Source organism: Aquirufa novilacunae (assembly GCF_045310505.1).
GTDB lineage: Bacteria > Bacteroidota > Bacteroidia > Cytophagales > Spirosomataceae > Aquirufa > Aquirufa novilacunae.
Genome location: NZ_JBEWZG010000001.1, coordinates 270,782 through 283,227, shown reverse-complemented (window position 1 = coordinate 283,227; position 12,446 = coordinate 270,782). Strand labels below are relative to the sequence as shown.

General features: G+C 39.2%; 11 protein-coding genes. 3 read left to right on the top strand and 8 right to left on the bottom strand.

The window, feature by feature from the left end; all coding sequences use genetic code 11:
- Positions 1 to 70: 70 nt before the first annotated feature.
- Positions 71 to 388, bottom strand: a complete 318-nt coding sequence (locus tag V7S74_RS01265; protein ID WP_406776963.1) for a DUF3276 family protein — start codon at positions 386 to 388, stop codon at positions 71 to 73.
- A gap of 153 nt (positions 389 to 541) precedes the next feature.
- Between V7S74_RS01265 and V7S74_RS01260 the strand changes: the two genes are divergently transcribed.
- The gene (locus tag V7S74_RS01260; RefSeq protein ID WP_406776962.1) at positions 542 to 1,075 is read left to right on the top strand and encodes a septal ring lytic transglycosylase RlpA family protein; all 534 of its coding nucleotides are present in this window, start codon (positions 542 to 544) and stop codon (positions 1,073 to 1,075) included.
- Between the two features lie 2 nt (positions 1,076 to 1,077).
- Here the strand turns inward: V7S74_RS01260 and V7S74_RS01255 are convergent, their stop codons facing one another.
- The gene (locus V7S74_RS01255) at positions 1,078 to 2,466 is read right to left on the bottom strand and encodes a DUF4369 domain-containing protein (RefSeq protein ID WP_406776961.1); all 1,389 of its coding nucleotides are present in this window, start codon (positions 2,464 to 2,466) and stop codon (positions 1,078 to 1,080) included.
- Between the two features lie 208 nt (positions 2,467 to 2,674).
- Here V7S74_RS01255 and V7S74_RS01250 point away from each other — a divergent pair, with 208 nt between their 5' ends.
- Positions 2,675 to 3,253 carry a YdcF family protein gene (locus V7S74_RS01250; RefSeq protein ID WP_406776960.1) on the top strand — a complete coding sequence of 193 codons (579 nt, stop codon included), beginning with the start codon at positions 2,675 to 2,677 and terminating at the stop codon, positions 3,251 to 3,253.
- On the opposite strand, the gene pfkA is transcribed toward V7S74_RS01250, so the two are convergent.
- Positions 3,250 to 4,224 carry a 6-phosphofructokinase gene (gene pfkA / locus V7S74_RS01245; protein WP_406776959.1) on the bottom strand — a complete coding sequence of 325 codons (975 nt, stop codon included), beginning with the start codon at positions 4,222 to 4,224 and terminating at the stop codon, positions 3,250 to 3,252. The genes V7S74_RS01250 and pfkA overlap by 4 nt on opposite strands.
- Positions 4,225 to 4,360: 136 nt before the next feature.
- On the opposite strand from pfkA, the gene V7S74_RS01240 reads away from it, so the two are divergent.
- The gene (locus V7S74_RS01240; protein ID WP_406776958.1) at positions 4,361 to 5,425 is read left to right on the top strand and encodes a M42 family metallopeptidase; all 1,065 of its coding nucleotides are present in this window, start codon (positions 4,361 to 4,363) and stop codon (positions 5,423 to 5,425) included.
- Between the two features lie 129 nt (positions 5,426 to 5,554).
- On the opposite strand, the gene V7S74_RS01235 is transcribed toward V7S74_RS01240, so the two are convergent.
- From V7S74_RS01235 to leuC, 5 genes are all read right to left on the bottom strand, one after another.
- On the bottom strand, positions 5,555 to 7,651 hold the full coding sequence (locus V7S74_RS01235) for a prolyl oligopeptidase family serine peptidase (RefSeq protein WP_406776957.1): 2,097 nt from the start codon (positions 7,649 to 7,651) through the stop codon (positions 5,555 to 5,557).
- Between the two features lie 72 nt (positions 7,652 to 7,723).
- Positions 7,724 to 8,797: a 3-isopropylmalate dehydrogenase gene (gene leuB / locus V7S74_RS01230; RefSeq protein ID WP_406776956.1), complete on the bottom strand. Its 1,074-nt coding sequence runs from the start codon at positions 8,795 to 8,797 to the stop codon at positions 7,724 to 7,726.
- A gap of 10 nt (positions 8,798 to 8,807) precedes the next feature.
- Positions 8,808 to 10,301 carry an alpha-isopropylmalate synthase regulatory domain-containing protein gene (locus tag V7S74_RS01225; protein WP_406776955.1) on the bottom strand — a complete coding sequence of 498 codons (1,494 nt, stop codon included), beginning with the start codon at positions 10,299 to 10,301 and terminating at the stop codon, positions 8,808 to 8,810.
- Between the two features lie 25 nt (positions 10,302 to 10,326).
- On the bottom strand, positions 10,327 to 10,917 hold the full coding sequence (gene leuD, locus V7S74_RS01220) for a 3-isopropylmalate dehydratase small subunit (RefSeq protein WP_406776954.1): 591 nt from the start codon (positions 10,915 to 10,917) through the stop codon (positions 10,327 to 10,329).
- Between the two features lie 22 nt (positions 10,918 to 10,939).
- A complete protein-coding gene (gene leuC, locus V7S74_RS01215; RefSeq protein ID WP_406776953.1) occupies positions 10,940 to 12,343 on the bottom strand; it encodes a 3-isopropylmalate dehydratase large subunit in 1,404 nt (467 codons plus the stop codon).
- Positions 12,344 to 12,446 lie beyond the last annotated feature (103 nt).

The window sequence follows — 12,446 nt, the reverse complement described above, 5'->3', positions numbered from 1 at the left end:
ACAAAAGTACGGCTAAAAATCAAAAAGCCCCTGATTTCTCAGAGGCTTTTTAAAATATTTTAAGGCTAACTTATTCCCATTTTAAATCTGTTCCCCCAAACTCATCCTCATCTCTGTTAAACGAAGAAAAATCTACATCTGGCATTAACTCCGTTTTCACATGATTAACTGCCTCGTTTAAGCCTTCTACGAACTTATCGAAATCTTCCTTGTATAAAAACATCTTGTGTTTCTCATATACAAAGCCATCTTCTTTTTGATGGCGGCGACTTTCCGTAATCGTAATGTAATAATCTTGAGAGCGTGTAGACTTCACATCAAAAAAATACGTTCTCTTTCCAGCTCTAATACGTTTAGAAAATAATTCTTCTCTATCTCTTTCTTCCACGGGTATTTAAATTATGGTTTCACAATGTGTAAATCTACTATTTATTCTCATTCACTCAAAAAAAATCAAAAGAATTAAGCAGCCCTGCGTATAAGCTGAAATTTTTATATCCGAATTTAAACTGCCATCTTTACTAAAACCAATCACTTTTTAATGATAAAAATACCATCAATAATTCTATTGATTTGCACGTTTTTATCCCTAAATACCTTCTCACAAGATTTAGGATACGAAAAAGTGGGCATCGCCTCCTTTTATGCTAATTCATTTTATGGTAAAAAGACGGCCAGTGGCGAAAAGTTAAAAAAGACTATTTTAACTGCCGCGCACAAAAAATTCCCCTTTAATACCTTGGTGGAAGTAACAAATTTATCGAACCGAAAAAGTGTGATCGTTCGGATAAATGACAGAGGCCCCTACCGAAAAGGCCGCGTGATAGACCTATCTGAAGCTGCAGCGAAGAAATTAAACCTGAAGAAAATCGGATTAGTACGAGTTAAAATTAAAATCGTTGGATTTGAGAACGAACTTATGCTCATTCCATACCAGAAACTATCTCTTGAAAGTAATCCCAAGTTTAGCCGAAACTTCTATCAAAAATCGCGTCTGAAATACAAGACGCATTATAAAATGAAGAAGAATGTAAAGCACAAAAAGTATATCAACAAGAAATATACAAAACGCTAGATTTACTTTCGTCTTGTCTCCAGGTATTGAATGAAGTCCTTCAAATTTTCCACGGGGATTCTTTTCCCAACAATTTTCTTTTGTGCATCTAGTACATAAACCATCGGAGTAGAATACACATCAAATCGATTTCTAAAATCGGTATAGTACTCTTCCTTATTCGATTGTGGGTTCATATGAATATCAATCCCATTTACCCAAGAACTTAATTTAAATTCGGTTAGAAACTTTTTCCAAGCCCCCATATCTCTGCCAATACAAGCAGCTAACACACCCACATTCTTTGACTTGAAATATTCTTGTAATGCGACGAGTTTAGGTGTTTCCTGCTTACAATGGCTACAATCAGGATCATAAATAAAAACGACCGTATACTTAAAAGGTAACTCCCCTACTTTGATTTCTTTTGCGTTAACATCCGTTAAATACATCGCAGGAAATTGCTTACCTAATAGTAAAGGTTTGATAATGGCTATTCGTTCTTTCATTCGACGAACAGTACTTGTATCCCATAAAGCAGGTTCCCCGATGTAATATTTCTCCGCTATATGAACGAAAGCACCATCCGTACCTAATATGGGGTTATTCTCATAAGTACTTGCTATTTTATAGATGATATACCGACGCACTTCGGTGTCCTTTGCTTTTGCTAATAGTATATCAGCCTCTCTGGCAATTGAATCAGACTCTTGAACGACTAAATCTTTGAAAAAACGCTCTAATTTCCGTTGTAAAAAGGGTGTCCGAACCATTCTTTCATCCGCTAGATCCATGCCATCAAAATAATGCTTCTTATAATAATGGTATTGAAAAAGCTGCATTTTAGTTGTGTCCGCCTTATTCTTTAAGGAGCCACTGTAGACAGGTATTTCTGGATCAAAAGAAGACTCGATAAGCTTAGAAACAAATAAGCGGCTATTGGAAGACTTCCATTGCTTTTGAAACTGCTGCACCTCTGCTATCAGACTCTGTTTCCGTGCTGAAGCTATATTAGGTTGATTGATAGCAGTGTACAAATCATTCATCCTTTTTTGGAAAGCGTAAAAAGCAGAATTTTCTGGTGAATTCTGAAAAGATATACTTTGCAAAATATTCGTTGTATCTAGTGAGAATGAAAAATTAGGCTCTTCCACTACCAAATCAATAAACTTAGAATTGAGAAATGAAATCAAGTAAAGCCCTTTAGGTAATTGATCGGTGCCTTTAAAACGGAATTCCCCGTCCTCATTAGCAACTACGGTATCCTTAATTACCTGTTGATTATAGCCAAAATAATGCGCTAAGTACACCTCAGATTTAGATAGTCCTTTTATTTTACCTTGAATATCATACTGTCCAAAAGAAAACGTGGTGAATACTAAAATAAAAAGAAACGATCCAAGTACTTTCATGAGATTAGAATAAATTTGTGACAACACTATCAAATTTACAATGTTTTTTATCCTTTCTAAAATACTTGACTTCCTACTTCAACCACTTTGTTGGATATTTTTACTTTTAGGATTCGCGTATTTTACTCGATTTTCTCAACGTCTAATCGCCATTACTATCGCCTTATTGTTAGTGATGACGAATGGATGGTTTGTAAATCAATGTTATTTGGCCTACGAAACACCACAAACAACTTTGAAAAAACCGTTTCAATGGTGCATCATTTTAGGTGGCGGCATGATGCGATCAGGTGAAGGATACAGAACTGGTGAAACCGCAGATCGCTTTGTTCAACCCTTATTACTTTATAAAAAAGGTATGGTCAAAAAACTGCTCATCACCGGGGGGAACGTCAATATCAAAGGTCTAAAAATAGATGATACCCAAGAGAGTAAAAAAGTAAAAGAGGTATTAATCGCCATGGGTGTTGCTGAAAAAGATATTTATTTAGAGGAAAATGCTAGAAATACCCACGAGAATGCCACTTACACGAAGAAAATGCTAGCCCCTTATTTGGCAGAAGAAATGGTACTTGTCACCTCCGCAATGCATATGCCTAGAGCTAGAGCCTGCTATATCAAAGAAGGCTTTAGAGTGGTCGTTTACCCAGCAGATATAAAGAAAAAGGATACCCCTTCAGGTATCCTCGATCTAGTTATTCCTCAAGAACGAAATCTGAGCAAATTCGCTGAATTAATCAGGGAAATGGCTGGATTCGTTATTTATAAAGTTGTTGGATTTGCCTAGGTAGACAAAATCTCCACCATCCGAATTAAGTCCTCTGAAACCGGCTTCTTCTTCGTAATGGTATCGTGGAATGGAGTATAAATCAATTGATTATTTACCACACCAGCCATTACATTTTTCTCACCACGTAACAAGCCCTCAAGAGCACCTAAACCTAATCTGCTCGCCAAAATACGATCATAAGCCGTAGGAATACCCCCTCTTTGAATATGGCCTAAAGTAGTCACCCGAATATCTAAATTTTCATCCATTTTATCTTTGATATTCTTCGCAACTATTTGCGCATTTCCTTCTTCATCACCTTCGGCAACGATAACTATCGATGAAGACTTCTTCTTGTCAAATCCTCTCTGCAAAACAGCAGCAATATCATCAACAGAAGTTAAATTCTCCGGAATCATCACAGATTCAGCTCCACCCGCAATAGCACATTGGATGGCGATATAACCTGAGTCACGGCCCATCACTTCGATAAAAAAAACGCGATCATGTGAATCTGCCGTATCACGGATTTTATCCACCGCATCTAACGCAGTGTTCACCGCCGTATCAAATCCAATGGTATAATCTGTTCCGTAAAGGTCATTATCAATCGTTCCAGGAGCACCTACTGTAGGTATTTTATATTCATTATAGAATATCTCAGCACCCGTAAAAGTTCCGTTACCGCCGATAGCGACTAAACCTTCGATACCCAATTCCTGTAATTTGTCGTATGCTTTTTTACGACCTTCAGTCGTCATAAATTCTTTAGAACGAGCAGACTTTAATATAGTACCACCGCGTTGAATGATATTGCTAACCGATTGAGAATTTAAAGGAATAATATCCCCTTTTATCATTCCATTATAGCCTCTCACAATTCCATAAACCTCCACTCCATGGTAGGCAGCACCTCTAACTATCGCACGAATACAGGCATTCATTCCTGGTGCATCCCCTCCTGACGTAAATACAGCTATTTTCTTCATCTCTTGTATTTATATTTTCTTAGACCTATTAATCTATCAAAAATACAATCTTTCTCTGTTTTTACCTCCATTTTTGCTATTAAAAAACTAATAAAAACGTAAATTTGGGAGAATCAAATCAAATTTTATTCCGCTTATGAACGCAAATGAATTTTTATACGCCTATCTAAATAATGCATCTCCAACTGGTTTTGAGGCGAGTGGCCAAAAGATTTGGTTAGATTATATCAAACCCTTCATCGATGAAAAAATCATTGATACCTATGGAACAGCTGTAGGTGTTATCAACCCAGGTCAACCCTATAAGGTTGTTATCGAGGCACATGCAGATGAAATCTCCTGGTTTGTTAATTACATTGATGACAATGGATATTTATTCTTACGTCGTAATGGTGGTTCTGATGCCTTAATCGCTCCTTCGATGCGAGCAAATATTCATACGAAAGACAAAGTTATTAAAGGTGTTTTTGGCTGGCCTGCGATTCACGTGAGGGATATTGCCAAAGATAAAGCCCCTGCTGTCACTGATATTTTCATTGACTGTGGTGCAGCGAATAAAAAGGAAGTCGAAGAAATGGGTATCCACGTAGGAACAGTGGTTACCTTCGAGGATGGATTGATGGAATTGAATGGTAAGTATTTAGTCGGTCGTGCGTTAGATAACCGCATTGGTGGTTATATGATTGCAGAGGTGGCTAGAAAAATCAAAGAGAATAATATCCAATTACCATTCACACTTTACGTAGTTAACTCCGTACAAGAGGAGATTGGCTTACGCGGTGCTGAAATGATCGTGCGTCGATTGAAACCAGATTTAGCGTTCATTACAGACGTTACTCACGATACGCAGTCACCGATGTACAACAAGAAAACGCAAGGTGATATGTCATGTGGTAAAGGTCCTGTCATCTGTTATGGTCCTGCAGTACAAAATAATGTTCGGGATTTCATCATTGAGGTGGCAGAAGAAAATAAGATTGACTTCCAAAGACAAGCCGTTTCTCGCTCGACAGGAACAGATACCGATTCCTTCGCTTATGCCACGGAAGGCGTGGCTTCAGCCCTAATTAGCTTACCCCTAAAATACATGCACACGACTGTGGAGACTATCGCAAAGGACGATATGAACGCGGTAATCGAGTTAATCTATCAGTGCTTGTTGAAGGTGAAGGGGGATGAGGATTGGCGCTATTTTAACTAAATCACGGTTAAAATTGTGCTGCGCAATAATTTGTAACCGTTATTTAATTAAAATCTCAGATTAGAGATAATAGAGTAGAGAGTAGAGGTGGTTAATTAACTCTTTACTCTATACTCTGTAATCTTTCCCCTACTGAATCTTTAGATATCGCGAGAAAAACTCATACGTCCTCAACATCTGATCAATGCGTTGGCGGTTGTTACCTGAGCGAGTCAATTCATGGGTACCACCTGGGTGGCGTACATATTCTACCTCGCGACCTAACACTTTAAGACTTTTGTACAACATCTCACTTTGGATAACACCTGTGCGCAAGTCATTTTCGCCGTGGAAAATAATCAGTGGGGTTTTGATGTTTTGGACATAAGAATAAGGTGATTCGCGATCCAGAATCGCTTTCGTAGCTTTTTCCCAAGGATAACCTCCGAAATAGTTTGGAACTAAACGCCAGGCATTTCCTTCTCCCATAAAGGTGGTCAACTCATAAACGCCACGTTGTGCACAAGCTACTTTGAAACGATTCGTGTGTCCCACAATCCAAGCGACTAAATAACCGGCATAAGATCCACCTGTTACGGCTAATTGGGTCGTATCGGCCCATCCTTCTGCAATGGTTAAGTCTAAGGCTTTCATTACATCAGAAGTAGGTCCAGCACCCCAATCTTTCACATTAGCTGCTAAAAAGTCGGAGCCATATCCTCCAGAACCGCGAGGATTAGCGTAAACGATTCCCATACCTTTGGCTGCATAATACTGAAATTCATGCCACATGCTGGCTTCTCCCGTTCCCCACATGGCAGATGGTCCGCCATGGATTTCTAATACCAATGGATATTTCTGTCCAGCGATATAGTTTGTGGGCTTCATAACCCAATAATCCACTTTCAAACCTTTGGCATTCGTAAATGTATGTTTAGTCGGTTTTACAATTTCTTTTGTTGCTAACCAGTCTACATTAAAGGAAGTGAATCTTTTTTCGCCAGCAGCAGATTGTAGGTAGATTTCGGATGGATTATCGATCCCTGTTTTGGCATAAACAAAACCCGCACTTGTTAGGTCAAAACCTAAAACTCCTTCTGTATAGCTAGTAATTTGCTTTAGTTCTTTTGAATTTAAATCATAGTTAAACAACGGTGCCCCACCTTGATCTTGTGCGGTAAAGTAGAGTTTAGATTCATCTGAAGACCACTTAACTTGAGTGATCACCCGATCGAAAGGTATCTTAATCGACTTTGCCGGTTGACTTACCGAAATGACATTTAATGAGGCATTTTGTACTCCTGTAGAGGTAGCTTCTTGAAAAGCTAGCCACTTTTCAGATGGAGAAAGAGTCAAATTAGACATCTTATAACCCTTCTTCTGATAAAGTATTTTGTTATTTAGTCCAATATAGGAATCCAAAACCTTATCAGGATGTGCGAGAGAATCCGCTGGAACAATGGCAAAAATACCCTGACTTGAAATCTCGAAATCCGACCAGCGTTGAAACGGATTATTCACTAATTCTGGTTTACCTGTTAAGGTCGTTTTGAATAAAGCGGGCAAAGGTAATTCAGAGGTTGTTGAAGCTTCTTCTTGAAAATTTAAGCGGTTAATCACTTTCGCTTTTTTATCCACTTCATTCTGCGCTAAGTAAGCTCTAACTTCTTCAATGGACCCATTTGGATTCGCTTTGGCCTTCTTAGAAATCCCTGAAAGCATAGGTTTTTCCATAGTCCAAGAAGGAATCATTCCTTTCTTGTTATAAACTGAATCAGCCAGGAATTCCTTCAACGTAAAGGATGATTGAAAATAGATTCCCTTACCATCAGCAGACCAAATAGGGTTCGACGCAGCAAACGGTACACTCGTAATCGCCTGTGGCTCCCCTCCTGATAAATCTAATACATACACTTGTGATTTAGCGCCCATATCTCGCGTAAAAGCAATTTTAGAACCATCTGGACTCCAAACAGGCGAAGTGATGGAATATTTACCAGAAGTTAATGCACGAGATTCACCTGTCAACAGGTTACCTAGGTATAAATGAGTTTGGTAAACAAAATCATTCTTCTTATCTGGATCATGTACAATCGAAGTGAGCGTATAAACAAATTGATTTCCCTTCGGGGATACAAGCGGCTTTCCGGCTGTTTTAATTTTTAATAAATCGGTAACTTGGATTTTCTCTTTTGGGCTTTGGCCTAAAACGCTAAATGCGAAAAGAAGTAGAAATAGGTGTTTCATAGATGAAATGTCTAGGTAAAAAAAATGCTCAGTATCCGGGGACACTGAGCATAAAAATACGAGTTAATTCGATTAAATCAATTTCAAGATTTCTTCTCCGATAGCATCGGTTCCTAAAATCATCGATTTATCCGTTGTTGCATCTGCAATATCACCTGTACGGAAACCTTTCTTCAATACTTGATCTACAGCATTGATAACTACCTCTGATTCAGCTTTCATACCGAAAGAAATATCTAATAATAGAGCTGCAGATAAAACAGAAGCCATTGGATTCGCTAATCCTTTTCCTGTAATATCGTGAGCAGAACCATGAATTGGCTCATAAACACCTGTTCCATCACCGATTGAAGCAGACGCTAACATACCCATAGAACCTGCAATCTGAGAAGCTTCATCCGTTAAGATATCACCGAATAAATTCGCTGTAACTACTACGTCAAAACGCTTTGGATCCTTGATTAATAACATCGCCGTTGCATCTACGAACTGGTATTCTACTGTTACGTCAGGGTATTCTAGGGCTAACTTTTGAATTACTTCACGCCATAAACGGGATGATTCCAATACGTTCGCCTTATCTACTGAAACTAAATGCTTCTTACGAGTGCGAGCAGCTTCAAAAGCCTTGCGACCAATACGCTCCACTTCGTAACGGCTATATTCCGCCACGTCATAAGCGGTATCTCCATTATTCTTACGGCCTTTTTCTCCGAAATATATATCCCCTGTCAATTCACGGAAGAACAAAATATCCGCTCCTTTTAGAATTTCAGGCTTAATGCTAGAAGCACTTAATAATTCATCAAACAATTTAATCGGGCGAAGATTCGCATAAAGACCTAATTCCTTACGCATTTTCAATAAACCTTGCTCAGGACGTACTTTCGCTGAAGGATCGTTATCGTATTTCGGATGACCTACTGCGCCGAACAATACAGCATCAGATGCCTTCATTTTTTCTAATGTCTCCGCTGGTAATGGATCTCCCGTCGCTTCGATCGCCACGTGACCAATGAGTGCTTCGTCATACGTAAAATCATGGCCAAATTTAGCCGCGATTTTCTCTAATACTTTTTTACCTACTTCGGTTACTTCTTGACCGATTCCATCACCTGGAACAATTAAAATATGCTTCTTCGCCATTATTATATTATTATATCAAATTCAACATTTTTTGGGTGGCTTTAATCGCTGACACAGTTTGGTCAGAATCTAAACCTCTTGTAATTAACTCTTTACCGGCATTAGACCAGGTAATAATCGTTTCACAAAGCGCATCTGAATCACCACCCGGTGGAATACGCACCGCATAATCCTTTAACACAGGTAGAATTTTACCATGCTTCTCAAAGATGATACTTAATGCCTTCATAAACGCATCGTATTGACCATCCCCTTGCGCATGCTCCTCAAAAACATCGCCGTCAATCGAAATTTTAAGCGTTACAGAAGGACGTAAATCTTTTGAGTGAGTTAATACGTAATTCAACACCTGAACACGTTCCTCGATTGCATTGCTATCCAACACATCAGAGATGATGTACGGAAGATCGTTTTGAGTCACTACCTCTTTGCGATCACCTAATTCAATGATACGCTGAGTTACAATCTTTAAATCTTGATCAGACAATTGAATACCAAGAGCTGCTAGATTATTCTCAATATTTGCCTTTCCAGACGTTTTACCCAAAGCGTATTTACGCTCTCTGCCAAAACGCTCCGGCATTAAATCATTATGGTACAGATTATTCTTTTTATCCCCATCCGCATGAATACCCGCCGTCTGCGTAAACACATTCTCTCCCACCACTGGCTTGTTCACCGGAATTCGGAAACCAGAAAAAGTCTCCACTAACTTACTCACGCGATAAAGTGACTTTTCGCAAACCGACGTCTTTACATCCGTCTGATAATCATTCAATACGGCAATAACACTAGCAAGAGGTGCATTTCCTGCTCTCTCCCCCATGCCATTCACCGTTAAGTGTAGACCATGCACGCCACAACGAACCGCTTCTAATGCATTCGCTGTACCTAAATCATAGTCATTATGGGCATGAAAATCGAAATGTGTTTTTGGATAACGTGCAATCAATTGCTTAATAAAATCAGCAACTTCATAGGGAGTTAATATTCCCAAAGTATCAGGCAATAAAACTCGATCCACCGGCTGTGTTTGTAAGAAATCTAGGTATTGAAATACATAGTTCGCACTATTGCGCATCCCATTACTCCAATCTTCTAGATAAACATTCACCGCTAAGCCTTTAGATTTTGCTAAGGAAATCGTTTCACCTATTTCTTTAAAATGCTGCTCTGGAGTTTTCTTAAGCTGATGTTGAAGGTGATTAAGAGAACCTTTGGTTAATAAGTTCATCACTTTAGCTCCTGCATCTAACATCCATTGAACGGATGTTCCTCCATCCACAAAGGTTAAAACCTCCACTTTATCAAGGAAACCATTGGCTTCTGCCCAAGAAGTAATCTTCTTCACCGCCTGAAATTCACCTTCAGATACACGTGCAGACGCAATCTCAATACGATCGACCTTTAATTCAGTCAAAAGTAATTGAGCTATGGTTAACTTCTCTGAGGCTGAAAACGATACTCCGCTGGTTTGTTCCCCATCGCGAAGGGTCGTATCCATTATTTCTATGTGGCGTTTCAAAAGACTAGCGGTTTTCAGCAAAAGCACTAATTTCTGATTTCATCGCTTGTAAATAATCGATGTCATCGAAACCATTCAATAAATTATTCTTCTTGTAGTTGTTAATCGCAAATTTCTCAGAAGCACCGGTTGCCACTATTGTGATCGTTTGATCTGGAAGATTTACAACTAATTCCGCTTTCGGATCTACTTCGATAGCTGTAAAAATCTCGTGTAAGAATTCAGGACTAACTTGTACTGGTAGTACACCCACGTTAATCGCATTCCCACGGAAAATATCCGCAAAGAAGGAAGAAACGACACAACGGAATCCATAATCATAGATAGCCCAAGCTGCGTGCTCGCGAGAAGAACCTGAACCGAAGTTCTTTCCTCCCACTAAAATCTGACCAGAATAAGTCGGGTTATTTAAAACGAAATCACCCTTAGGTGCATCATTCTTATCATAACGCCAATCTCTAAATAGATTATCACCAAATCCTTTACGCTCAGTTGCTTTTAAGAAACGAGCTGGGATAATTTGGTCTGTATCCACATTCTCAATCGGAAGAGGTACAGCAGAACTTTTCAATATATTAAAACTATCGTAAGCCATAATGCTTTGTATTTATTCGATCTTATAAAAATTCTCTTGGGTCAGTTACCACACCAGTAATTGCAGCCGCTGCTGCGACTAAAGGACTCGCTAATAAAGTGCGAGAGCCAGGACCTTGACGGCCTTCAAAATTACGATTAGACGTACTCACTGCATATTTACCAGCAGGAATTTTGTCATCATTCATCGCTAGACAAGCCGAACAACCCGGTTGACGTAAAGCAAATCCAGCTTCAGTTAAGATATCGTAAATACCCTCTTCTCTAATTTGTGCTTCCACAATATGAGAACCAGGAACTACCCAAGCCGTCACGTGATCTGCTTTCTTACGGCCTTTCACAATCGATGCAAAAGCACGGAAGTCTTCGATACGACCATTCGTACAAGATCCAATGAATACATAATCCACTTTCTTACCGATCATTGAATCATTTTGAGCAAAGCCCATATACTCTAATGATTTTTCATACGTCGCTACACCACCTTCCACATCTTCTGCGTTCGGGATGTTTTTAGAGATACCCATACCCATACCCGGGTTAGTACCATACGTAATCATCGGTTCAATATCAGACGCCAAGAAGGTAATTTCCTCGTCAAAAGAGGCACCGGCATCTGTTTTCAAAGTCTTCCAATACGCTAATTGTTTGTCCCAATCCGCGCCTTTCGGTGCTAATTCGCGACCTTCGATATAATCAAAAGTAGTTTGATCTGGTGCAATCATTCCACCACGAGCACCCATTTCAATACTTAGGTTACAAACGGTCATACGACCTTCCATCGACATTTTTTCAAACACATCCCCTGCGTATTCTACAAAATAACCTGTAGCACCAGAAGTAGTTAATTTAGAGATAATGTACAAGGCTACGTCTTTTGGAGTAACTCCTTTACCTAAAGCTCCATTTACGTTAATACGCATTTTCTTAGGCTTAGGCTGCATAATACATTGGGAAGAAAGTACCATCTCCACTTCAGAGGTACCAATACCAAAGGCAATCGCTCCAAACGCACCGTGAGTAGACGTATGAGAATCCCCACATACAATCGTCATACCTGGTAATGTGATCCCATTTTCAGGCCCTACCACGTGAACAATTCCATTTTTAGGATTACCTAGTCCCCAGTGTGAAATACCATATTTAGCGGTATTCTTCTCCAATTGCAACAATTGATTGGCTGAAAGCGGATCTTCTACTGGTAAATGTTGGTTAATCGTGGGCGTATTATGATCCGCTGTCGCAAACGTACGCTCAGGGAATAACACACCAATACCACGTGTTTCAAGTCCTAAAAAAGCTACTGGGGATGTTACCTCGTGAATGAAGTGACGGTCGATGAAAAATACATCTGGACCATCCTCAATTTTACGAACAACATGTGAATCCCATACTTTATCAAATAAGGTGGAGGGGGAATTGCTCATTATATCAATTAGTTTTAAAGTCGCTATAATTATAATTAAGCTACAAAAATGGCGTTTTTTTTGCAAAAATGCAAAGTAAATAGGCTGTTAAATGTGAGTATTG